Annotated in this window: 16 protein-coding genes and 1 tRNA gene; 8 read left to right on the top strand and 9 right to left on the bottom strand. The window is 30.4% G+C overall.

All coding sequences use genetic code 11. The features are described 5' to 3' along the window. Nucleotides 1-240 precede the first annotated feature (240 nt). The 6 genes from ACK2WN_RS01780 to ACK2WN_RS01755 all read right to left on the bottom strand — a co-directional run bounded on the left by ACK2WN_RS01780 (nt 241) and on the right by ACK2WN_RS01755 (nt 9,090). Nucleotides 241-1,554, bottom strand: a complete 1,314-nt coding sequence (locus ACK2WN_RS01780; RefSeq protein ID WP_416154630.1) for a glycerophosphodiester phosphodiesterase family protein — start codon at nt 1,552-1,554, stop codon at nt 241-243. 1,312 nt (nt 1,555-2,866) lie between these two features. Continuing rightward, nucleotides 2,867-4,996 (bottom strand): cell wall-binding repeat-containing protein, encoded by a 2,130-nt coding sequence (locus ACK2WN_RS01775; RefSeq protein ID WP_416154629.1) that lies wholly within the window; start codon nt 4,994-4,996, stop codon nt 2,867-2,869. Nucleotides 4,997-5,618: 622 nt separating this feature from the next. Next, nucleotides 5,619-5,693: transfer RNA gene (locus ACK2WN_RS01770), tRNA-Gln, on the bottom strand. 202 nt (nt 5,694-5,895) lie between these two features. Further along, the gene (locus tag ACK2WN_RS01765) at nt 5,896-7,359 is read right to left on the bottom strand and encodes a hypothetical protein (RefSeq protein WP_416154628.1); all 1,464 of its coding nucleotides are present in this window, start codon (nt 7,357-7,359) and stop codon (nt 5,896-5,898) included. Nucleotides 7,360-7,383: 24 nt separating this feature from the next. Further along, nucleotides 7,384-7,650, bottom strand: coding sequence for a hypothetical protein (locus ACK2WN_RS01760; RefSeq protein ID WP_416154627.1), 267 nt, complete (start codon nt 7,648-7,650; stop codon nt 7,384-7,386). 198 nt (nt 7,651-7,848) lie between these two features. Continuing rightward, nucleotides 7,849-9,090: an AAA family ATPase gene (locus ACK2WN_RS01755; protein ID WP_416154626.1), complete on the bottom strand. Its 1,242-nt coding sequence runs from the start codon at nt 9,088-9,090 to the stop codon at nt 7,849-7,851. Between the two features lie 409 nt (nt 9,091-9,499). Between ACK2WN_RS01755 and ACK2WN_RS01750 the strand changes: the two genes are divergently transcribed. The 4 genes from ACK2WN_RS01750 to ACK2WN_RS01735 all read left to right on the top strand — a co-directional run bounded on the left by ACK2WN_RS01750 (nt 9,500) and on the right by ACK2WN_RS01735 (nt 12,767). Next, nucleotides 9,500-10,426 (top strand): cell wall-binding repeat-containing protein, encoded by a 927-nt coding sequence (locus ACK2WN_RS01750; RefSeq protein ID WP_416154625.1) that lies wholly within the window; start codon nt 9,500-9,502, stop codon nt 10,424-10,426. 227 nt (nt 10,427-10,653) lie between these two features. After that, on the top strand, nt 10,654-11,121 hold the full coding sequence (locus ACK2WN_RS01745) for a DUF4869 domain-containing protein (protein WP_201416241.1): 468 nt from the start codon (nt 10,654-10,656) through the stop codon (nt 11,119-11,121). Between the two features lie 2 nt (nt 11,122-11,123). Then, complete coding sequence (locus ACK2WN_RS01740) at nt 11,124-12,119, top strand: translation initiation factor 2 (protein WP_416154624.1); 996 nt, start codon at nt 11,124-11,126, stop codon at nt 12,117-12,119. A 345-nt stretch (nt 12,120-12,464) separates the two neighbouring features. Continuing rightward, nucleotides 12,465-12,767 carry a hypothetical protein gene (locus ACK2WN_RS01735; RefSeq protein ID WP_416154623.1) on the top strand — a complete coding sequence of 101 codons (303 nt, stop codon included), beginning with the start codon at nt 12,465-12,467 and terminating at the stop codon, nt 12,765-12,767. Nucleotides 12,768-12,883: 116 nt separating this feature from the next. Here the strand turns inward: ACK2WN_RS01735 and ACK2WN_RS01730 are convergent, their stop codons facing one another. Further along, entirely contained in the window at nt 12,884-13,990 is a 1,107-nt protein-coding gene (locus tag ACK2WN_RS01730; protein WP_416154622.1) for an AAA family ATPase, read from the bottom strand. A gap of 291 nt (nt 13,991-14,281) precedes the next feature. On the opposite strand from ACK2WN_RS01730, the gene ACK2WN_RS01725 reads away from it, so the two are divergent. Next, nucleotides 14,282-16,405, top strand: a complete 2,124-nt coding sequence (locus ACK2WN_RS01725; protein WP_416154621.1) for a cell wall-binding repeat-containing protein — start codon at nt 14,282-14,284, stop codon at nt 16,403-16,405. Between the two features lie 370 nt (nt 16,406-16,775). Further along, nucleotides 16,776-17,741, top strand: coding sequence for a hypothetical protein (locus ACK2WN_RS01720; RefSeq protein ID WP_416154620.1), 966 nt, complete (start codon nt 16,776-16,778; stop codon nt 17,739-17,741). A gap of 289 nt (nt 17,742-18,030) precedes the next feature. Here the strand turns inward: ACK2WN_RS01720 and ACK2WN_RS01715 are convergent, their stop codons facing one another. Further along, nucleotides 18,031-19,794 carry an RNA-binding domain-containing protein gene (locus ACK2WN_RS01715; protein WP_416154619.1) on the bottom strand — a complete coding sequence of 588 codons (1,764 nt, stop codon included), beginning with the start codon at nt 19,792-19,794 and terminating at the stop codon, nt 18,031-18,033. 379 nt (nt 19,795-20,173) lie between these two features. Here ACK2WN_RS01715 and ACK2WN_RS01710 point away from each other — a divergent pair, with 379 nt between their 5' ends. Further along, nucleotides 20,174-22,240 carry a cell wall-binding repeat-containing protein gene (locus tag ACK2WN_RS01710; RefSeq protein ID WP_416154618.1) on the top strand — a complete coding sequence of 689 codons (2,067 nt, stop codon included), beginning with the start codon at nt 20,174-20,176 and terminating at the stop codon, nt 22,238-22,240. A gap of 259 nt (nt 22,241-22,499) precedes the next feature. Here ACK2WN_RS01710 and ACK2WN_RS01705 read toward each other — a convergent pair whose 3' ends face one another. Continuing rightward, nucleotides 22,500-22,649, bottom strand: coding sequence for a hypothetical protein (locus ACK2WN_RS01705; RefSeq protein ID WP_330000383.1), 150 nt, complete (start codon nt 22,647-22,649; stop codon nt 22,500-22,502). A 316-nt stretch (nt 22,650-22,965) separates the two neighbouring features. On the opposite strand from ACK2WN_RS01705, the gene ACK2WN_RS01700 reads away from it, so the two are divergent. After that, nucleotides 22,966-25,011 carry a cell wall-binding repeat-containing protein gene (locus tag ACK2WN_RS01700; RefSeq protein WP_416154617.1) on the top strand — a complete coding sequence of 682 codons (2,046 nt, stop codon included), beginning with the start codon at nt 22,966-22,968 and terminating at the stop codon, nt 25,009-25,011. Nucleotides 25,012-25,091: the final 80 nt, after the last annotated feature.

The raw sequence follows: 25,091 nt of genomic DNA, 5'->3' as shown, positions 1-25,091 counted from the left end.
TTAATATAACCTAAACCGTAGCTTCCTCACTACAAAATCATTCTCTAAACCGACTTTCAAAAGGCAATTTTAACCTTTTTAACAAATATTATGTAAATCTCATAACATTATGTAAATCATTATAGCACAAAAAGTTACAATTTGTAACCTTTTATCCCAAGCTTTTTGCCAAATTAAAACATTTTAGTGACAATTTTTTTCAATTAACACAAATATAATCATTTTTTACTATCTATTTTACTAATTATTTGTTTCCTCTTTATTATTTTCTTTAACCTCGTATCTATTCTCGCCAGTCTTAGGATTTATAAAATCAGAATAAATCCCTTTTACACCTAACTCCTCTAGCTCTTTTACCTTATCAGTATTATTGTATGTATTTACATAAACATATATTCCTCTTTGCTTAAGCTCTCTAATAAACTTAGAATTTAACTTAAGCTTATCTATAACTACCACCTTTATACCATTCTCATAAGAAAAATCTATAACCTCCTTAGCCTTTAAGCTCTCTTGCTTATAAAGAGTATATATCATAGACTTAAACTCATACGTATCCATAACATCATTTAACATCTGCTCATCGTAAATCTGAGGAATCATCCTATCAAGCACATTTGCATTTTCCTCTTTGGCAATCTTTACACACTTCTCATAAACATTCTTACACTCACGAGGCTGCCCCTTAACATCTACAACAAACTGAACATCCTTATATTTCTCAGCAAGCTTACAAAGATCTCTAAAAGATAGTGCCGTATACATACCATTTATCTTAGTAGCTAAAAACTCCTTAAGAGTAGGCTTATTTACAGACCAAGTTGGAGATAAACCTAAATCCTTAAGCCCTTGCGCCCCCCAAGAATGAAGAAGCACAGGTTGATTATCACTAGTCAAAGCCAAATCAAACTCAAAAATTCTATACCCTAGCTTATAATTAAACTCAAACGCTTCTAAACTATTTGTATAAACTCTCTTATTGATTCCACCCATAGCGTGTGCAATATACTTATTATCCTTCATCCAATCGTATGTAAACCTCTCCTTAAAACTATCTATAAACACCCTATTTCCAGAAAGCTCTAAAATATTTACATACATACAATCTTGAAGAAACTCAAGTGGAGCATAAAGCTTACCTTCCATAAGCTCTATCCTACCATCCATCTTTACCTCTTCCTTTGCACTCCTATTATAAACAACATTAGATCCTTTCTTTAAATCATAAACAGTATCTTGATACTTAAGCTCTATCTTCCCAAAATTTTTCTCCTCATAACTGTACTTAGCATCTAACGCCTTCATAATATCATCTAGTGGTAAAAACACTATATCATTTCTAATCTTATACGGCTTTGTTGGCTTAAACTTCTTATTATTAACATAAATAACCTGATTAATCTCTGTATCCTTATACTCAGCTATCCTCTTGCTCTCTTTAACCTGCATAACACCTAAATAACCAACAAACACAACAACAGCAGCTAAAATAACTCCAGCAACCTTACTCGCCATCCTTGCCGACTTAAACTTTCTAAAAAAACTCTTTATCATAAAATGCCCTCCTTACAAACAAAACAATCTATATAACTATCAAAACTAATTTCAAAATCTTAAACAATAACATTTCTATTATACTTTATAACCTAACCTTTTCTCTACTTTTAAAAACAAAAAAGTACAAAAAAATAAACTATTGTACAAAACACATACAATAGCCTACTAACATTCCTCTCAACAGACCTATTTCCTTATCTGTTTCACAGATTTGTTATAAATTTATTATATAGCAGCCGAAATTTTGCGTTTAAATGTATTATTAGCTCTCTCGGTAACGAGATTTTAATGAAATTTTTAATCATCCGTAAAATTCGTGTGAAATCTCACCATAGAGAGCAATAATCATTAAACGCAAAAGAGGTTGCTGTAAATAAACTTACAACAACCTCTTTACCCACTATCTACAAGAGATATCTAAAAATAATGTATATTCATCTTCACAGTCTGCTGAGGGAACAGACAGGAAAATATGAATAATCCTATAAATAATTCCTTATACATATATTATACAACAAAATGTTCTATTTGCAACAAAATTATACATTTTTCAAAATAATTTCATATCAAAAAACTTCTATTATATAACACATATATATTATATTAATATAATACCCAAAAACATAAAATTCAAACAAAAAAATAACAATTTTTCAATTTAACCTAACCCACCCTAAAATAAAAAAAGACAGGTGATCCCCTGTGGAATGAGGAATCACCTGCCAAACAAAAGAATGTTTGTGAAAGTTATCCAACAATCTATCAAGATTGTCAAATAAGAAAAAAGATGTGTTTAGAGAAAAAAAGAAAAACGATTTGCTACTCAAAAAGGAAAACGGTAGCTTTTAACGAAACTGAGGAAAAACGTAGAAAAAAATAAATAAGAAAAATTATCAGTAGTAATGCCAGGAGCGCATCCCCGACATTACATTTCCCAATCTATTTTTAAATCCAAACCCAGTATATTTATCTGCCACACAGTCCCCACTGTGTGGCAGTGAATAACATCTTTAACTCAATACTAACTTTCTAAATTTATTCTAAAACCAACCTACTAACTAACTGTGATTGAGTATGAATATATTTTATGTTTATTTAATTATTTTTATTTATCTAATTTAATAATTTAATCATTCTAATTAGTTATATTTTTTAATAGTTATACTTTATCTATTGTGAAGTAATTAGTTATACTTTGTTTATTGTGAAGTGTTTATGTTTTGACTATAATCAACTTATCCTTATAATCTTAATTCTTAAATACTTTATAATTTTGAAATCAATTTAATATACTACTTGGTTTCAATAATTATTTTTCAAGTCCAAGTAAGTTAGCTAATGTTTTTACTACATCAAGACTAACACCATGACCTACCTGGTAAAGAGCATTTGCATTTTTACCGTATAATTCTAAAGCATTTAGCTGAGCTTTATCTAATTTATTTGTAGCAAGTACTATTGGAGCATTATTAAGAGCTGCTAAATTAGATACTGTTAATGCATCAACTAATTCCATTTTATTTCTCTGTCCGTCTTTTGCTACTAAAACATCCGTATTGTCACCAAATCCATTTTTAGCGTAGAATGTGCTTATAACTTTTGCATTAGTTTCCTGTCTATTTTCACCAGCTATTCTTGTAACTGGGTTAGTTTTATTAACAGCTTCTTTTATACTATCAAAATCAGCCTTAGAAATAACAGATTCTCCACCTACAACAGTAACTGCTTTATTGCTTAAGTATTCTAAAGTATCATCTGATAAACCACTATTTTTAGATACTATTATTGGAGCCTGATTACCAGCATTAAGGTTTTTATTTGATGCAACTGAAGCTATAGACATAGCATCTGCTTCACCATTTGCTCCTACAACGTATGCGTTTTTAGCGCCATTTATAACATTGGCAACTTTCATAGAAGTATCTTCTCTATCTTTACCGCCATATCTCTTAACTGTAAATCCATATGATTTAAGTTCTTTTTCTACATTTCTTGATACAACACTAGTACCACCAACTATATCTATTTCTATACCACTTAAGTTTCCTACCTCCGCATTTCCAGCTAAAGTTCTTATATAATCTGCAGTAGCCTTTGGTATTCTATCTTTTTCAACTAAAAGCATTGGTGCATTTGCCTGAGCTGCTAATGGTGATGCAGATAATCCATCTACTAATGAATTTCCGTTTACCATAACTATTTTACCAGTTCCGCCACTAAAAGCTTTATTCTGATCTGCATATTCTTTAGCTACTTCTACAGCTGTTTCATATCTATTTTCACCTGCAAGTATATCTACTCTTGCATTTTCATTGTATAACCAGCTTAATAAAGTCTGAGCATCATTTTTGTTTTCACCTTTTATTGTATAGTTTGTTACTTTTTTACTATTAGTTTTATCTGTAACAGCTATAGTAAATCCATAGTTTCCATCAGCTGATTTGCTAAGAGGATAATTTGCATCACCTATAGTTGCTCCTGATAATGTAGCAAACTTAACATTAGTATTTGGTATAGTATTTGCAGTTGGATTTGATTCTTTTAACTTAGTTAATAAATCATGTCCTTCTGTAGTTAACATAACACCATTGAATAAATCAGATGTTTTAAATGAATTTGCTGAACTTCCTACTACTTTATAGCTATCAACAACCTGATCTGGTATATCCTGATAAGTATTTAAACTTTCCTGTGCCATAACTGGGAATCCACAGAAATCTGCTGCTGATGCTGGTGCACCTGTTGCTATAGGTGTTACCTGACCTTTAGTATTTATATATTTTGTAAAGTCTAATAATTTATCACCTGGTTTTATAACTATAGGTCCTTTAGTTCCTGCATTTGCATTTAAGTTTATAGTTATTGATTTACCAGGATCAACTGTTATATTAGGGTTTATTGTTGGTGCTGGATCAGATACACCTGTGCTAGTATGCTCTTCTGGCGCTTCTGCTCTACTTACTGCATTTCCTAATATATTACTGTTACTTGCTAGTGCAGTAGTTATTGCTTCTGCACTAGCATTACTCATATCTGACTCTGCATATTCTGTTTTTAATGTATTTGCATAAATATTATTGCCTTCTTGTACAAATCCTCTTGACCATACAGAAACTGTCTGACCAGCAGTTAAACTACCTATAGCAGTCTGTAGAGCAGACTGAAGCCCTTCACCTTTATTAAGAGCTGTTGTTATAGCTGGAACTTCTTTTCCATCTACTTTAACATAGTAAACATACTGACCTGCATATGCTCCATTTCTTTTATCATTTGAGAATTTTATATTTTTTTCTGATAATAAAGTTTCTCTAACTTTTCCTATTAGTAATCCTAGCTCGCTTGCCTGTACTTCCGTATCTGTTGTAGCAGCCATTATTGGCGCAACAGTTGTAGCTAGCATCGCTCCTGCCATTACTACTGATAATTTTTTCTTATTCATTATCATTACCTCCATTTTCGTTTTATAATTTGTTACATCTCTTCTTATTTCTATTCTCGGCATCATAAAAATATGTGCTGTTTTCTTCCACACCCAAAGTTTATATCAACTGAGAAATAATAACAAGTACATTTGATTGTATTATTAAAACGAATCTCTATTAACAGTTATTAAAATAATGAATATTTCCCTTTTATATCTAAAATACTATAGTTTTCTTGATAACTTATTCTCATATATCTTCACATACTATTCATAATTGAAACTCAGCTAAAAACTTCTATCAACTATGGCAATACTGATAAGTAATCATTATTTATATTTATATATCAATAATAATAAATTATTTTTATCTGATTTTCATTTAAAACTTCATACGAACTTCTTTAGACCTTAAAACCATTTTTGATTATCGTTTATCATTTTATCATTAAATATTTTAATCATTATTTTCTAGCAACTCTATTGCCTAGAGAGCAAATACATAGTTATACCTGCTCAAACGCAAAAAAAGATGCCCCACAGATTGTGAGGCATCTTTTCGATAAGTGTTTTAATACTGGTATTATGGTTTTATTTACTAACTAAAAAATACTCTATCCTAGGATAGAGTATCTTAAACTGGCTGGGGATATAGGATTCGAACCTATGCATACAGGAGTCAGAGTCATGTGCCTTACCGCTTGGCGAATCCCCAATATTCTTTTCTCTTAGGAAGCTCTCTCCCTTCGACAAGATATATAATACTACAGATTCAAAACTTATGCAACACTTTTTTAAAACTTTTTTCAAAAAAAATAAAAAAACTTGGAAAAAACAATAAAAGAACTAGTATAATATCCTGCTCATAAAATATTATTACTAGTTCTTTCTTTTTAAACTACAGTTAAAATAAACTATTATTTAAATCTTATATATATTTTTTTTGAATAAAGATAAAGCATAAGCACAAATATTAATAGTATATAAATAACCAAGAATCCTATCATTCTGCTTCTACTTCCAAATACCGCAGATAATACATCTACAACAAGCCACTCATCTAGCCTTAGTCCGCATCCTCTTGCTACAGAATACACATTTACCTTAAACAGCGTATTTTTTAAAAACTCATTAATCCCAACAACAAACACTGGGCTAGCTCCCATAACCACAAACGGACGCGAAACTATATGAGAAATCTTGCTCCTATTCAAATCAAAAACTACAAACAACGCTGCAAAAACAACACAATATCCACCTAAAACAACCATCACAAAAGAAGGCGACATCACGCTCGCATTATATGGGCAATTTCTCTCCATCAAAAGAGCAATAATCACAAAAAACATCCCCATAATCAGAATCTTATTGCTCTTATCTCTATTCTCTACTCTCCTATTGCACAGAAAACTTCCAGCTGCCATAGCCAGACAACCTCCACACAAAGCAGAAACAGTTGACATAATTCCGTATCTCTCAAAATCTCCAATATGACCTGGCATAACCTTGGAGTCCACAAAATACGCAAGACAACTCTTTGCAGTATCTCCAAAATTGACACTTGCAAAATAATAACCTGCAAGACCTGCCAACCCTATTGCAGTTAAAAACACAGCGATAACAAAAAGCTTAAAATTAAATCTCCTAAACAAAACATACAAAAGAGATCCAACCATATACACAACAGCTATCATCTGTAAAATGCCCATAATCCTAAAACTATTAAAATTCCAAGCTCCAATTAAATTTATCAATACTCCAATTACAAATAATATAATACCTACCTTGACCTTCTTGATACAAATCTCCTTAAAACTCTTCTTTTTCTTAACATCTAGCTCAACCTCTGTTGGAATCATAAAACAAACAGATGCCAAAAACAATGGAAGTCCTAAATCGCCAAAACTTATCCCATTCCACTTAGAAAAAGCTAAAAAATCAGGCAGCTCACCCAAAACCCCAATCCCAGATGAGCAAATAATACTAACCACAGCAATTCCCATAATAAGCTCGACAGTTGTATATCTTCTCTTTAACACCTCTCCACCGATAACCTCTTTGAGATAATATGGCTCCTTTTCTACCTTATTAATAACAGTCTGCTCAGTAGAACTAACTTCCTTATCTGATTCAACTTTCTTTTCCTTATTACTTTCTTTCTTCTGTTTAGGACTTATATCTTTTCTATTTCCTTCATTGATATATACACTTTCTTTGATATGTACATCTTCCTCAATTTCTGGAACATCATACCCATCGTACGCTGGCATATCATCATCCACAAAATGTATATTGTCCTCTACAATCTTAGCAATTTTCTCTAATTGAATCTCTTGCTCAATATTTTTCTTTACATCTATATCGTCATTCTTACCATTCAAAACAATCACCCTTGCTAAAAATACTTATTTTTTCTTCTTTTTCTTTTTCTTCTTAGTCTGCATAGGTGGTACCTTAGCTCCATTGTCATACATAGCTGGTCCTTTAGGATTCTTTCTATTTCCAAACGCTTTCATACCATATGCGACAAATAGACCTACACCAATCCCCAAAGCAATTTCACTAAAACTCACCTCTGGAGTTGGCTTTGCTCCTGTAGCTGCAAATATATTTGTAGCAGTAGCTAAAGTGAACACACTCGCTAATGCAACTATTCTTTTAAAATTTCTCATTGTCTACTTTCCTTTCTCTAAAAACTTTCACATATTTATATTATATAAGAAAAAGATGAATATAAAAACAGTTATAAATGTTTTTTATTTATTATTTTGTGGCATAAAAGAACCCCCACTCAGGGATTCCTAGGAATCCCTGAGTGGGGGTATTGACGTCTTTTATTATCTTTTAAACGAGTGTTTTAATTGGACACTCTAACCGCTTTTAAGTATATAAAGATGCGGAATAGCTCCATACTTACCTAAAAGATAGTTTTTCGCATAATTCTCATCATTTCTTATCTTCTTTCCACTAGAAGTCTTAAAATCGGCTAACGAATACAACGTAGAATTTCCACTAGAATCCTTTTCTGTAAACCAAATCTCATCTCTTCTCAACAAATTATTTGAAAGCTCCCACAAATCATGACTTGTAAATACAATCTGAGCATGATTTTTATTTATCTTAGGATTTAAAAAACTAATCAATAAATTTCTCAAAAGCAACGGATGAATCCTTGAATTCAAATCATCTATAAAAATAAGCCCTCCATCATTTAAAACTTTCTTCAAACTTCCATAAAGATTAAACATCTTCAATGTTCCAGATGATTCGTGTTTCAGCGGAATCGCAACTCTCTCATCGCTGCCCTTTATCTCGTGAATAGCAAATACTTTAACGGCATCCTTATTTATACTTTCTACCTCAAAATCTACTATCGAATCGTCAAAAGTAGATAAATACTTCACTACATCCTTCCTAACATTTGCATCTTCTGCAAATCCTTCAGGCAAATACTTAACTTCTAAATAATTTTCGATAGGATTTCCAAAATCTATAATTCTATTATCTAAAAACCAATTTCTAATTTTTTTAAGAATACCAACCTTAAGCTTTGCACCCAGAGAAACAACCAACGTTTCTGGCTCAAGTGCTATTTTGATATTATCTCTATCTTTTTCAGATATTCCACTTAAATCTAGCTCATTTTCTTCCCTATTTCTATAGAATATACTCTTAAATCCATTGCTACTCTTATACCTCTTGCTCAACCATTCCTCTGAAATCCCCTTCGAATCTATACAAAATCCATACTGATATGTAACAACTTTATTAAATTCCTCCTGTATAAAGAAAACTTCAAACATAGATTCCCGATTTCCGCTCACTTCATCAAACAAAAATGGCGTCGGTGTGTTAAAATCTCTATCGTTGTAGATTATATCTCCACCATATAAAAACGAATTTATCACATAATCATTCATATATTTAAAAGCTTCTTGCACATTTGACTTTCCACTTGCATTAGCTCCAAAAATAGCCGCAGCTGTGAGTAACTTCTCATTTCCAAATTCGACCACTCTATCCTCATGCTCTTTTATACTTGTCGCCGAAAGATCTAGAGTAACCTCATCTCTGAAAGATCTAAAGTTTTTAAATGTAAACTGTATTAGCATTTTATCACCCTCTGTTGTTTGTATTTATCTTAATTATACGTTATATATGAGATTTTTTCTCTATTTTAGTTGTTTTTTATCATTTAAAGCAATTTTTTATTGTATTTTATGTGATAAATTAACTTTATTAGAAATTTGTACTGTGTTATAGATTAGTAGATATGTGAATTTTGGACAAAAAAACATTTGTTCTTGTTGCCATTACTTTTTTTGACCTAGTTTTTACGGCAAAAAATTTGTTTTTTCCTACATTTATATTAGTGCTGGAGTTAAAGTACCTACTTTAAAATTAGAAGTTGGAAGCAATACTGTAGATATAAATAAATACATAAATGCAGATGGAGTTGCAAATACAACATCAACTGTATTAAATGCTACTGATTTCTATGGATTCCCAGAAACTTGAACTATGGCATATGTTGATATAGCAAGTGAAACAGTTGAAGAAATAACTATAACATCTGGTGGACAGGATTTATCAATAGAAGATTTATATGATGGATTAATGTTAACAGAAGAAGGACATGATTTCTTCTCTATGCTAAAAGAAGCAGATGCTCTTCCAAAAGCAACAAAAGCATACTTAAAAGAATTATTATCTCAGGTAGAGATAGGTTCTTTAAATAAAGTAACAGTTAACTTAGTAGTTGGAAAATCAGTTCTTAACAAATCATTAGAAAGAGAATTAAGAGGATTAGGATTCGACGTAGTAAGATACGGTGGAGACAACAGAGAAGAAACTTCACTAGAAGTAGCTGAAGCTATAGAAGATGCAACTAATACAAAAGAAAGATTTGTAGTAGGTGCAGAAGGTGAAGCCGATGCAATGTCAATAGCTTCAGTTGCATCAGAAATAAAAGCTCCAATAATAGTTTCTAAAAAAGGTGGAATATCAGAAAATGCAGTTTCAGAATTAAGTGGACAAGATTTGATTGTTATAGGTGGAGAAAATGTATTTTCTAACTATGATATGAAACAATTAAAAGCAGAAGCTTCAAGTATTACAAGAATAGCTGGCGAAAACAGAAAAGCTACAAATGCAGAAATAATAAATAAGTTTTATACAAATGATTTTGTTGGCGAAGCTGAAACTGTAATAGTTGCAAAGGATGGACAAAGAAACAAAGATGAACTTATTGATGCATTAACAGCAGCTAATATGGCTGCATCTGTAAATGCACCTATAATTTTAGCAACTGATTCCCTATCTAAAGAACAAATTAATGCATTAGAATTAAATGCAAAAGAATCATATGCATTGTATCAGGTTGGATATGGTGTCGATAGAAATGTAATTAAAACTATTGCTGAATGTATTGGCTTAACTAACAGATAAAAATCTAAAATCAATCATATTATAAGCAATTTAAATTATTCAAAAAATATAATAAATCTCAAAAATAGACTTGCTGTTGTAAGTCTATTTTTGTCTATTTAATCTATAACAAACATATGTTCCTATATAAATTCCTACATTTTAATATACCTCTACTCTCCTCATACTATGATATAATCTATATATAAACGAAATCGACTAACACTCAAAAGAAAGGAAACAAAACTATGTTAAAAATACTATTTAGCAGAAGCTACAGAGATGACATAGAAAAATACAACGTGGTAGAAAATCCTCCACTTGCCTTTGACATACGGCACACAGATGACTGTATAACAGATCCACTCAGCGTAGAAATGATAAAAGCAATCGACAAATCAGATGTCATAGGTCCAAACCTAATCCAAAGCCCAGTACTTGGACCAATCCCACCACAAACATTATCTGGTGGTGTAAAAACTCTGATTATGATAAACAAACATCCAGACATGATATTCAACGCTACTCATTGTGGAGATAACTGCTCTCCATATTTATTGAAAATAGCAAAGGATAAAGATATTACTATCAACCTTAGATATCTAATGCACTTTGACTTAGATGGAGATGATGAAATATTTATCGTCAACGATGGCTCAACAGTAAAAACAAACAAAGAATTTACTTACAAGGGATATAAATTTTTGGAGGGATAAGATTGAAAGGAAAAGTTCATGTAAAAATTAGTAATATTGCTAACAAAATCACCTATGAATTTACACTAAACAGAAATATTACTATAATAGAAGGAAATTCTGCAACTGGAAAGACAGTTCTACTATCTTTAATAAGAGCTGCGAAGGATAAAACTCTTCAAGGATTTATACGTGTTGATTGCGACTATCCTTGCATAGCTTTTTCTGGTGATGAATATAGTTGGGAAAGAAGAATCAAAGAAACAGAAAATAACGTAATATTCTTTGATGAGGATGCATCTTACGTAAAAACAGAAGAATTTGCCAAAGCTATTCAAAACACTTCTAACTATTACGTTATCGTTAATAGAGAAAGCTTGAGCAATTTACCTTATAGTGTTGATGAAATATACGGAATCAAAGAATCTGGAAAATATGGAAGCTTGGAGCCTGTAGTTAATGAGTTTTACAGAATTTACTCAAAATATGACAACTTTGAAGATAATAAAGAAATTTGTGTAGATAATATTATAACTGAAGACAAAAAAGCAGGATTCCAATTCTTTAATCAAGTGTATAATTGTAACTGCTTCTCTTCTGGTGGCAACAGCTCTATAATAAAGCCATTAGAAGAAATATCCGATAATGAAGAAACACTTATCGTAGCTGACGGGGCTGCTTTTGGATCTCAAGTAAAAACTTTAGAAGAATTTACAAGAGATAGAGAAAATATCAAAGTATTTCTTCCTGAATCATTTGAGTATCTGATATTATCTGCAAAAATCTTTGGAAACCACAGCAAGATGATTGATAAAATTCTAGAAAATCCAGCTGATTATATTGATAGTAGCGAGTTTATAAGTTGGGAAAGATATTTCACTAGTCTTGTTGAAGATATTTCTAAGTATTATGCTTATGCTAGTTATGATAAGACTAAGTTGAAAAAATTTTATCTTGAAGGAATTAATAAAGATAAGATAGTATCTCAGATACCTATCAGCGAAAAGTGTTTAAAATAAAATTATGCACTTTTATTTATAAGACTTAAAACTATGATATAATATAAGTAGAAATGCTTATCAATATAAAAAACGACTAAACTTTAAAGAATTAGATTGAAGATGTCGTGTGACGGTTCTGACACGAAATTAATATAAAATAGTGACCGAAGTGATGAAAAACGAGGAATAAATCCTCGTTTTTTTGTGCTCTTTTTACCCCCTCTGCCCCACTTTGCGTTTGGGGCGGTGAGGTGGCGTTCCGTCCAATAAAAATGTGGAAGAATAAAGAATTGCGTAGAGCAAAAGAATAGAGAAAAAAAGAGAAGAATGTAATAAAAAAAGAAAAACGGAGGTAAAAAGATAATGAACAAGAAAAAATTATCAGTAGTAATGGCAGGAGCGATGTTAGCAAGTAGTGTAGCACCAGTGCTAGCAGCTGAAACAACTGCTGACAAGAAATATGAAGTATCAGCAAATGATTTAGGAGTAGTAAAAAGTGAATTAAGAACTTTCTTAAACAGTAAAAAATTCCATATGACAGATACTCAGTTCGCTGACAAATCTGTATACTACTTTACAACAGATCTTAATAATACTCCAGTAAGAGATGTTGATACAGATAGCAATTCATTTTCTTATATAAAGTATAAATATTTGTTTCCATAGGAAGTACGATTTCTTCAATATCAAGTTCATCAAAGTTATTACTATTCATAAAATTATCCATAAAACTTTTGATTACAACTTTTTCAGTTTTCTTTCCCTCAACAATAAATGCAATTTTACTCATTGAAAGCACCTGACTTATACAATTTCTGTAGATTATGTGCATATCTAAGCTCTTTATTAGTCAATCTACTCATAGATTCAATCTTATTTTCTTTCATAATAAATAGACAATCTGGTCTGAATAACTCATTAGTCATAAGATTAGTATTGTGAGATGTAAATATAATCTGTGAATTTGGTTTTCTCTTAACTACTTCTTTAACAACTTGTTCTGCTAACTCATAATGATAGTACGCATCAAACTCATCCATAAAAATCATAGATGCTTCATTACTATTTATAAGCCAATAGTAAAATAAAGCCAAACTTCTAGTTCCTGTTGAAGCTGTTTCAAAGAATCTAGCTGATCCATTTTTAAACTTATTTAAAATAACATCTCTTCCATCTAAATTGACTGATTCTAAATTGCATTTTATTTCTAAATTACATAAAAAATCTTCAAAATCCTTTAACTTACCGTTTTTTACTATAGAGCTTTCTATTGATTCTCCCCCAGATTTATATCCAAAATATCTATTTACATTAAGTGAATAGAATAATAGCATATTTTCAATATAGTTATAGAATTTCTTAAACACTTCATTTTCATTATTATCATCTAGTATAGAATTATTTCTAACATATTTTGTAAGAGAGAGTCCTCTTCCCTTTAAATCTATTTTTAAATTTTCAGTTCCTTTTAAATCACAATGACCTTTTGCTAATGAATAGTCGTATTCAAGAACATTTTTTCCATTTATCTCAATTTTTTCATAAAGCATTTCTTCTACAGCTGCTTTTTTATAATTATAAACAAGCTCATCTGTTCCAAATGAAAAATAATACGTGAACTCAGCAAAATCATTTCTATTTAAGTTTAAATATGGATTTGCATCTATTGAAGTTTTTTCTCTATCGTCTGTTAAATGATTTATTGCATCTAAAATTGCCAATCCAAGATTACTCTTTCCAGAACTATTTTTACCAAATATTGAACATACTTTTACAGTATTATTCTCTACCATCTCTTTATTGAAATCGTAGTTATGAGCTTTTGATAAATCTAGTGTAAATTTATTTTCAAAATTTTTAAATCCTTCTACTTCAAATTTTTTTAGCATAATTCCACCTCCGTTTAAGTATAGTATACCATATATCCGTAAAAAAATTACGGCAAATATTATTTTGGTCAAAAAAACATTTGTTCTTATTGCTATTACTTTTTTTGACCTAGTTTTTACGGCAAAAATTTTAATTTTTCCTACATTTATATTAGTTTTGTGTTTTGTGGAGTTGGTGGGCATTCCATACAATAAAACTGTGGAAGAATAAAGAATTGCGTCGAAAGAGCAAGAGAATAGAGAAAAAAAGAGATGTAACGAATAAAAAAGGAAAACGGAGGTAAAAAGATAATGAATAAGAAAAGATTATCAGTAGTAATGGCAGGAGCGATGTTAGCGAGTGCAGTAGCGCCAGTGATGGCAGCAGAAGTAACTGATGTTAATATGAGTGAAAAATCATTATTAGCAAAAAAAATAGTTGATTTAGCAAAAACAAAAATGATATCAACTAATAGTGAATTAAAAACAAATTTCGTATCAACAGATGTTGCGAATTTAATGAAAGATAATGCATCAGCATACGGAATAAAAGTATTAAATAAAGATGGAAAAGAGGTTGCTTTAAACACAATTGATTCAAGTGTAACTGGGGATGTAACATACGATATAAAAGAAATAGAAAAAATACTTTCTAACGATGCTCTTAAAGCAGATATGACAGTACAGGTAGTAGAAAGAAAAACAACTGAATTCTTAGGACAGATAATACCTGGTACACAGATAGAAGCAACAGGTAAAGTAGAAAAATATGGAGTTGATGATTTCCAAAATCCTACTACTAACATAGTTGATCCAGCATCTAATGATTTTGTTAAAGAAATAAAAGTTAATGATAAAAAAACAGGAGCTACTGTAACACTAGAAGCAATAAAAGACTTAACAGCTTCAAAAGAAGAAAATGTAAAAATAGAACTTAACACAGAATCAGATGAATTAAACTTCAATTTACCATTAGATAAAGATGGTAAAATAACAGATAAAGTTCAGGAATGTGTAGGATTTGCAACTAAAGCATCAAAATATCAGAAATCAGCTGAAATAACTGCTGATCCAGAAGTGAAAGAATCATATAAATTAGTTGATGATTCAAAAAAAGCTGAACAGGTAACATACTTAGCAAAAGATTTATATGACGGATTAGCATTAACAGCAAAAGGAACAGAAATACAGAAAGATATAGAAAATGCTAAAAAAGTAGCTAAAGAAAATAATAGAACAGGTAAAGAAACTGTTAAATTAGGTGATAGACCATCAAAGTTAACTAATGGTGTCGCAGAGTTTAAAGTAACATACTATGCTAGTTATAAAGATGTTACAACAACTGGTGAAGTTAAAGTAGTAACTGTTAAATCAACTAATCTAAAAGAACTACAGTCTTTATATGATATGATGACAACAGGTAATTATACAGTTGGTATAGTTGCAGGTGCTAATAGATATGAAACTGCAGTAAATGTAGCAAAAGCTCAGGGAATAAACGAAACTGCAAATGCTGATAATGCGAATCAGAATGATATAGTATTAGTAAATGGTGAATCATTAGTAGATGGACTTGCAGCTGCACCACTAGCAGCTGATAAAAAATGGAATAATAATGCTGGTACTGCAGTATTATTATCAAAATCAGATTCACTTCCAACTGCAACAAAAGATTTCTTAGAAGAATTAACAGTAAATGTGCCAAAATCAAGACTTAAAAATGTAAAAATACATTTAGTAGGTGGAGAAGCTGTATTAAGTGAATCTTTAGTAGATGAATTAAAAGATATGGGATTCTCAGTAGAAAGATATGGTGGAGATAATAGAGAAGAAACTTCACTAGAAGTAGCTGAAGCATTAGGAACTGTTTCAAAAGCATTTATAGTAGGTGCAGAAGGTGAAGCAGATGCTATGTCAATAGCAACAGTAGCAGTTGAAGAAAAAACTCCTATAATAGTTTCTAAAAAAGGTGGATTAACTAAAGATGCTATAAGATTTATAGAAAAGAACTTAAAAACTGCTGCAAATGATAGCGTTGCTGTAATAGGTGGAGAATCAGTAGTATCTAAAGCTGATTATGATAAAATAGATGCAGTTACTAACAATAAAGTTGCTAGAGTAGCTGGTGATAATAGATTTAAAACAAATGCTGCTATAATAGAAAAATATGCTCCTAGTGATATAGATGAAGTTGTATTAGTAAAAGATGGTCAGAGAAATAAAGAAGAATTAGTAGATGCATTAGCAGCAGCAAACTATGCAAATGGTAATCCAATAGTATTAGCAACAGATAAAATAACTGATAATCAGAAAGTTGCTATACTAGATAAAAAAGGTACTAACGGATTTACTAAATTAACTCAGGTTGGACAGGGTGTTGCAAGAACAACTTTAGAATCAATAGCTGAATTCTTAGGATTATCAAACGTAAAATAATAAACTTTCGAACTAACTACAAGTTGATGTATAATTTTTAAAGGCGAGGGAAAATTCTCTCGCCTTTTAAGTTCTTACTTTATAAAAGAAATCAAGAGTTTAAGAATCTTTATTAAACTTATATTTTATTAGTAGGAGTAATTTCAATCATATCTCTTTAGAATATAAATTATTTTTTAATAGAAAATATTAAATTGTTTTTTATGGTTTAGAAACATTCTATGATAATGCAGTTGGAGAAAAAAGAAGACATGAGTATAATACTATAGAAGATTTATCGGGAATAAAAGATAAAACGTTATTAGATACTTGTAAGAAACTAGAATGGATATCTGATATTATACACCGTAAATTATGCTATATTCTAGATATGAGAAATCAAATAGGGGCTTCACATCCGAATTTTTCGACTATAAACTCTTATGAATTAGTTAGTTGGTTAGATATTTGCGTTAAGGATGTAATAAATGAAAAAGCATCTCATGCTGCTATAATGTCAAAAGGTATTATAGAAAATATAAAAAATTTAGATGAAAGTATTGATGATGAAACACTTAAAAGTATGGAGTTATCTTTTAAAGATTTTCCAACTAATATTACTTCTACACTTATAATAAGTTTATTTGGTATTTATATTTCTGATAAAACTTCTACAATAGTTAGAAATAATATTCTTTTAGTATCATCTAAATTATGGATATACACTTTGGATGCAACAAAGTATGAATTAGGAACAAAGGTAGAATTTTTTAAAAATAATCTAGAAAAAGAAAAAGCTGAATTAGCTCATACATTTTTTGAAAAATGTGATGGATTGAATTATCTAACTATAAATACAAAAAGTCTAATTATAAGTAATTTATGTGATGAATTACTTATTGCTAATCAAGAATACAATAATTACTATAATGAACCGTCAATAGCTAGAGAGATAATGAAATATATAAAAAACTATTCGGATATACCAAAAGAACAAACAACAAAAATAATTAATACATTTTTAGAATGTAGAATTGGTCGTGAAGTAGGATACTGTAATGGTGTTTCTCCAGGTGCAAAATCTATTTATGATAATTTCTTTAGTCTTCTTTCAAAAGAACAAGTTAAGATTTTAATATATTTATTAAAAAATCACTTAGATTCTGTTAGTGAAAATAATAAAATTAAAATACAAAATATTAAAGAAATTTTAAAAATAATTCAGTCGGACGTTATTGGTGAGAGGTTGAATGAAATTATAAACTATTTAATTAAGTGCGTTGAAGAGAACAGAATTCATACTGCATATAAACAAAATGATTTTAAAGATTTATGTAATGGAGTTATTGAATTTTAAATAAATTGTTTTAAAATAAAAATTTTACATATTTTAATTTTCCAATCTTTCTTTTTACAAAAACTAAAAGAGACAAAAATAGACTTGCTTAGTAAGTCTATTTTTGCCTCAATAAATTCAAAAAAAACATATGTTCTGTACAATCAAACGATTAATAGATTACTATTACATTTTTGCAGAATAAGTCAAATAATTAATGCTTAATCGTTGCATAAATCAAATGATTAATAACTAATCCTTGCATAATTGTTTGACAAATCAAACGATTAAAATATAATCCTTGCATACACTATTGATTAACTAATACATATTTGACATTTCTACCTTTACCTTCTTTTTTAATAGCTCCTTTTTCAATAAGATTATTACAACATCTAATGCTTTTATATTGACTAATTTCTAAACTTTCTGTATTAATCTTAGTTGTTGTAAATCCTTTACATTTAATAATATTTAAAATATCTCTCTCAACATCATTAAGTTTTGAATTAACTAAAATAATTTCATAATTATCAACGTCTTTCCCTTTGGATTCATCTTCTACAACATCTAAGCTAGAATCACTCTCTTCACAGCTGAATTCCTCATTTATCATATACTTCTTACCTCTTCCAAATCCTTCTTCTATCAATAATCCCCTATTCACCATACTTCTAAGCATATCCGTAATGTCATTAGGATGTAAATCTGTAACACACTGCATCCTTGCATTAGTTACCTCATCCTCAGTTATAGCTGTCACAAGAATTTTTATCTCATCTGCATTCAATGAATCTAAACTGCTTCCATATATCTCTTTCAATTTTCCCATATATACCTCTGGAACCAAAGAGATCATGTTCAGTTTTAGCACAACTTCATTTGTGGCAAAATTTTCTTCTAGTATAGGAACTGCCCACTGCTGCTCTTTCCAAGCTTTTAATATCTTGAAAAATCCTGAACCTATATTCTCACCAAATCCTATCATTCTAAACATCTTCTGAATAAATGGATTTCTACATTTACTAGTTCCACCCTTGTAAATATCAGCAACAGGAATCTTCAAGCAACCAGGATTATAAAATTCAAACCTATCTTTAAACTTTTTAATTCTTAAAGTTCCCTGAACAGAATAGTCCCCATGAACAATAGCATTTACAAAGGCTTCACGTATTGCCCGATGAACAGGGGTATCATCAATTCTTGTTATCCCGTTTAACTTAAATGGAATTGGAATATCCTCGGACAACTTATTTATAACTATAGTAAAGAAATTAAACAGATTGCTCTCCCATCTTCCGTCGATTGTAAATCTTTCATTGTATCTCAAATCCTCATCCACATCTACCATTTTTAGATAGTCTAAATCAAAATAAGGAAAATAACTTCTGATACTAACACTTTTCCCAAACATCAAAAGACCTGCAACTGTCAGCCAAACTTTTTTAGTCTTTCTATCCTTATCCATAGCACCTAATTGAATAAGAAACTCCTCATCAGATAAATTATGCCAAGCATGGTTAAGATTTATAACAGAAAATCTATTTCTATACCGATTTACAGTTGGCATATCAAGATCATCCATATCATAGTACTCCAAAATTGAAGAATCGAATCCTTTTTCCGAAGCATCTCTAAACATTGCATTGACTTCATCTTGTGAACACTTATAATCACCTTCATAATTTCGTTTATAAGTTCCATTATACGGATTATTGTTCAAATATATAGGCTTATCTATATAACTAGCTCTTGGAACTTCAATTTTTATAACTTTTTTATGATTTATATTTATTACTTCAACATTTTCTTCCATTAATATATTTTTATTTACTTTATTACCATTTATAGTACTCCAAAAATCTTTTAACATTTTTTCTACAGATTCAACTCCAGATATGTCAAACTTTTCATCTTTGTCAAATCTCTCCTCTATTCCTAACACAATTGTTCCCCCGTTTGTGTTAGCCATTGCAGAATATGTTTCCCACAAGTCTTTTGGAACACTATTTTTCGCTTTTTTGAATTCTATCTCACTATTTTCACCTATTTCTATAAGTTCAAATATATCCATGTGTGCTCCCTCCTTTGAAATATATTTTTTGATTTTCTTTATTTAAATAAGTATTTTTGTTTAGTTATGTAATCTATTTTAATTATATCATTTTTTAGTACTCATTTTGAAATTTATTAATCATATAATGAATGATTTTAGATAAAAAACATCTGTTCTTGTTGGGATTGATTTTTGTAAGACTATTTTTTATGTGTTTTTTTGTCTTTTTCTTACATTTATATAGTCTTTCTGTAATGGAGTTTGTGGTCGGGGGTGTTTGCGTCGCGCGCTAGTACAATAAAACTGTGGAAGAATAAAGAATTGCGTCGAAAGAGCAAGAGAATAGAGAAAAAAAGAGATGTAACGAATAAAAAAGGAAAACGGAGGTAAAAAGATAATGAATAAGAAAAGATTATCAGTAGTAATGGCAGGAGCGATGTTAGCGAGTGCAGTAGCGCCAGTGATGGCAGCAACTCCATCATATGAAGTGAATGGAAGTAACAAAGGTCTTTTAATAAGAGATTTAAGAAACTTATTAACATCAAAAGTATTTGCAAATGAAAGTGTAAATAATCAGCATAATGCTGATTATAGAGGACAGTCTATATACGTAGTAGAAATAGGAACTAAACAGTTCTATGATGTTAGTGAAGCAGGAATAAAAGCATTAGAAGAAGCTATAAAATCTGCACCTGCTAAAACAACTGTAAAAGTATTTGATAGAGGACATGTTGAAAAAAACGGTAAATACTATGCATTCTCTCTTGTAGATACATACAAAGATGATACATATACAAAAGATTCTTTAAAAGAAGAAGCTGATAACTTTACTACTTCTAAATATAAATCTGTATATGCTATGGATTATGATGCAAAAGAAGGAGTATTAACAGTTACAACTAGAAAAGCTGAAGCAGAAGATAAATTAATGACATTAACTTTCAAAGAAGGAGATAAAAGAGTTGATTTCACTAAGCCATTAGATAAAAATGGAGATTTAATAGATGGAAGAAATGAAATGTCTGACTGGTCAGATTTAGCTTCATACAAAGAAGCTGGTAAGACTATAGATATCGCTAAAGGAACAGATTTACCAAAAGTTTTATTAGCAAATGTAACAATATCTAATGCTGATGAAGTAGTAAACTTCAAACTATCAGAATTATACGATGGTCTTTTATTAACTGAAAAAGGTCAGGAATTATTAGATGGAGCTAAATTATGTAAAGCTGATGAAAATGATGGATATAAATATTCAGTAGGTAAAGTAAACAAAGAAGCTAACGGTTTATACACTTTAGCTATAAACTTCTATGACCAGAACCCTACAACTAACAAAACATTCAAAAAAGTTGTAAAAATAACTACAAACAATGAAGCTCAGTTAAACTTATTCAAAAAATGGATGGTAGATGCAAAAGCTCAGGTAGAAGTATTAGCAGGAGATAACAGATATGAAACAGCTGTTAAAGTTGCTAAAGAAAATGCAGATATAGATAGTGTAGCTAGAAATGGAAATATAGTATTAGTAAATGGAAATGCATTAGTAGATGGACTTGCAGCAGCACCTTTAGCAGCTTCAGTATGGAATAAAGATTACAGCCAGAATAAACCAATGTCAGAACAAAAAGTTGCTCCAATACTATTAACTGGTTCTGATGAATTACCAAAAGCAACAAAAGAATATATAAGAGAATTAATAGGAAGACAGCAGGTACAGCATTTAGATAAAGTAACAGTATACTTAGTAGGTGGAACTACTGTTCTTTCTAGAAACTTAGAACATCAGTTAGAAGATCTTGGATTAAGAGTAGTAAGAGCTGGTGGAGCAAATAGAGAAGAAACTTCATTAAAAGTAGCAGAAGTAATGAGAAAAGATGGTAAAGGAGCAGATTTCTCAAATGCATTCTTAGTAGGAGCAAATGGTGAAGCAGATGCAATGTCAATAGCATCAGTAGCAGCTGAAAAGAAACAGCCAATAATAGTAGAATCTAATCACGGATTATCAGAAGACGCTATAGATTCTTTAAAAGATTGGAAAAATGAAAGTTCTAATGATAAAAAATCAGTTACAATAATAGGTGGAGAAAGCGTAGTATCAAAAGCTACAGAAGAAACTTTAAAAGCTGAAAAAATATCTGTAGATAGAGTATTTGGTTCAAATAGACAGAAAACAAATGCAGAAGTTATAAATAGATTTGCTCATAGTGGATTAAAACAGATAGTAATATCAAAAGATGGTCAGAACAACAAATCAGAATTAATAGATGCATTAACAGCAACATCATTAGCAGTAAAACATAATGCTCCAATAGTACTTGGAACAAATAAATTAGCTAATGAACAGATAAATGCTATAGAAAAGAAAGCTCAGAGAACAGGAATATATGTGTACCAGGTAGGACATGGTGTATCTAGAGATGTATTAAAAACAATAGCTGAAAGAGTTGGATTAGCAAAATAATTAACTTTAAACAAACTACAAGTTGATATAAAAATTAAAGGCGAGGGAATTTTTCCTCGTCTTTTATTTTTACAAAAACAAAAAAGACAAAAATAGGCTTGCTTTTGTAAGTCTATTTTTGTCTTTCAAACTTATCACAAACATATGTTCTTTTATATTATAGATTTATAATTTTAAAATATGCTTAAAAGCTAGAAAATATGGTATAATATAAATAGAAAAAGGAATCACATAAGTGACTCAGCAGAAAATGATATATTTACTCTTCTTTAGAAGAGTTAAGCCCACTTTCGTCGTCGCCAAACTTTGAAGAGTGGGCTTTTATCATGTCTGTAATTAAATTAGATATAACATTAACCAAAATTGGTATAAAAATCATAGTCAAAAACATTTTGATAAAATTTTCCATGGTACTCACCCCCTTTCGCAGAAAATAAATTCTTTGAAAGTAAGTTCCTACCAAGCCACTCTCATTTGTGATTCCCAAAATTATTATACCATAGTTTGATATTAGACCTATATATTTCTTGGTCTTTTTTTGTTTTCTTTTTACCCCTACTTTCCTACATTTTCTATTTTGATGCTTGAATTTGTGTTTTGGGGTGGTGGTCGTGCACTCCGTACAATAAAACTGTGGAAGAATAAAGAATTGCGTCGAAAGAGCAAGAGAATAGAGAAAAAAAGAGATGTAACGAATAAAAAAGGAAAACGGAGGTAAAAAGATAATGAATAAGAAAAGATTATCAGTAGTAATGGCAGGAGCGATGTTAGCGAGTGCAGTAGCGCCAGTTCTTGCAGCAACTCCTCAGTATGAAGTAAATGGATCAAACAGAGGATTATTAATAAAAGAGTTAAGAGAGTTAATGCTATCTAAGACTTTCGCAAATGAAGCTGTAAATAAAGAATTTGCAGGAGAATGTGTATTCTATGTTCAGATGGGTAAAGGACTAGATGTTAAACAGTTCTATACAGTTGAATCTATACCAAAAATGGAAGAAGCTATAAATGCTGCACCAGTAGGTACAGTTATAGAAGTTGTAAATGGTGGTTATGTAGAAAAAAATGGTAAATACTACCACTTTGCATTAGAAGATAAAGTAACTGAAACTGAAAAAACATTTAATAAAGCATCTTTAAAAGAAGCAGCAGATAAATTCAAAGCGAATAAAGAAAATTATCCAGCTATATACTCTATGGATTTCGATGGAGAAACTTTAACAGTAGAACTTAGAAAAGCAGCTGATGAAACTAAATTAGAAACAGTTACTTTTAAAGCAGGAGATAAAGAATTGGATTTCTCTAAACCAGTTGATGTAAATGGTGATGTGTTAGACGGAAGAACACCTCAGTCTGACTGGAGTGATTTAGCTACTTTCAAACCTGTAGTTTCAACAGAAACAATTAAAAAAGGTGATCCAATAGATGAAAAAGTTGTAGCTAGATTAACAGTTTCTGATGCAGATAGTAAAGTTAATGTGAAGTTATCAGACTTATATGATGGTTTATTATTAACTTCAAAAGGTCAGGAATTATTAGATAAAGTTAAAGAAGCTAATGCTGTTAAAAATGATGGGTTATATGTAAGTGTAGCAGATGTTAAAACATCTAAAAATGGTATATTCACATTTGATATGGAATTTGTAAATACAAATCCAACAACTAATAAATATGAAAAAAATGTCATAACTATATCTTCAAACAACAAAGGACAGTTAGAAATATTCAATACTTGGATGAAACGTGGACAGGCATCTGTTGAAGTATTAGCCGGAACAAATAGATATGAAACAGCAGTTAAAGTTGCAAAAGAAAATGCTAAAATAGAAGATGTAGCATTAAATGGAAACATAGTATTAGTAAATGGAAATGCTCTAGTTGATGGATTAGCAGCAGCTCCTCTAGCAGCTTCAGTTGTTAATAAAATAGGAAATATACCATTCGATGGATATGTTGCTCCAATATTATTAACAGAAACTAACTCTTTACCAAAAGCTACTTTACAGTACATGAAAGAATTAGTAAAACATCAGACAGTTGGTTCTTTAGATCAGGTAACAGTATACTTAGTAGGTGGAGAAGCAGTTATATCTCAGAACGTAGTTAATCAGTTGAAATCTATAGGTGTAAGAGTAGTAAGAGCTGGTGGAGAAGATAGAGAAGCAACTTCATTAGCAGTAGCTAAGCTAATAGAAAAGGATAATGATGTTGATGTTAAAAATGCATTCATAGTAGGTGCAGATGGTGAAGCAGATGCTATGTCAATAGCTTCAGTTGCAGCTCAGAAAAAACAGCCTATAATAGTTGAATCAAGAAAAGGATTATCTGATTCAACAGTTGACTACTTAAAAGGTGGAAAATTTGTTTCTGCTAAATCTGCTACAATAATAGGTGGAGAAACAGTAGTATCTGGAGAAACAGAAGCTAAATTAAAAGAAGAAAAAGTATCTGTAGATAGAGTTGCTGGTTCAAATAGAAAAGCTACAAATGCTAAAGTTATAGATAGATTTGCTTCTAACTATATACAGAGAGTAGTATTATCTAAAGATGGACAGACTAATAAATCTGAATTAATAGATGCTTTAACAGCAACTTCATTAGCAGTTAAAGATAATGCTCCAATAGTATTAGCTACTAACAAAATGTCTAATGAACAGGTTAATGCATTAGAAAAGAAAGCTAATAGAAATGGTGTTTATGTATATCAGGTAGGACATGGTGTTGCTAGAGATGTATTAAAACAGATAGCTACAAGAATAGGATTAGCAAAATAATTAAATTTAAACTAACTACAAGTTGATATAAAATCTAAAGGCGAGAGGTTATTATCTCGTCTTTTCTTTTTTACAAAGCC

The organism is Peptacetobacter sp. AB800 (genome assembly GCF_047807365.1).
GTDB lineage: Bacteria > Bacillota > Clostridia > Peptostreptococcales > Peptostreptococcaceae > Peptacetobacter.
Note: the sequence above shows the minus strand (reverse complement) of the source record. Positions and strands in the feature narration are given on the sequence as shown.